A 353-nucleotide genomic window follows, 5' to 3' on the forward strand; every position below is an offset into this window, starting at 1 on the left:
GAGTCGTACTGGAAGAAGTACGGCGACAAGCTGGAGGACATGGGTTCGTGGTACGGCCCGACCTCTCTGGAGATCGCGGTTCCCTCGTATGTGAAGGGGATCGAGTCGATGGAGGACCTGAAGGGTCAGGCGGACAAGTTCAAGGGCCGGATCGTCGGTATCGAGCCGGGTGCCGGTGAGATGCAGCTGCTGAAGAGCAAGGTGCTCAAGGAGTACGGGCTCGACAAGGAGTTCAAGGTCGTCGACGGTTCGACGCCGGCGATGCTGGCCGAGCTGAAGCGTGCGTACGCCAAGAAGGAGCCGATCGCGGTCACCCTGTGGTCGCCGCACTGGGCGTACAACGAGTTCGACCT

General features: G+C 61.8%; 1 protein-coding gene. It reads left to right on the forward strand.

Annotated elements, in window-relative coordinates; genetic code table 11:
• Nucleotides 1-353 (forward strand): glycine betaine ABC transporter substrate-binding protein (locus tag IF45_RS0131100; RefSeq protein WP_030310972.1); only part of this gene is annotated, 353 nt, incomplete at both ends.

The sequence above is a fragment of the Streptomyces albidoflavus genome, from assembly GCF_000719955.1.
GTDB classification, from domain to species: Bacteria; Actinomycetota; Actinomycetes; order Streptomycetales; family Streptomycetaceae; genus Streptomyces; species Streptomyces albidoflavus.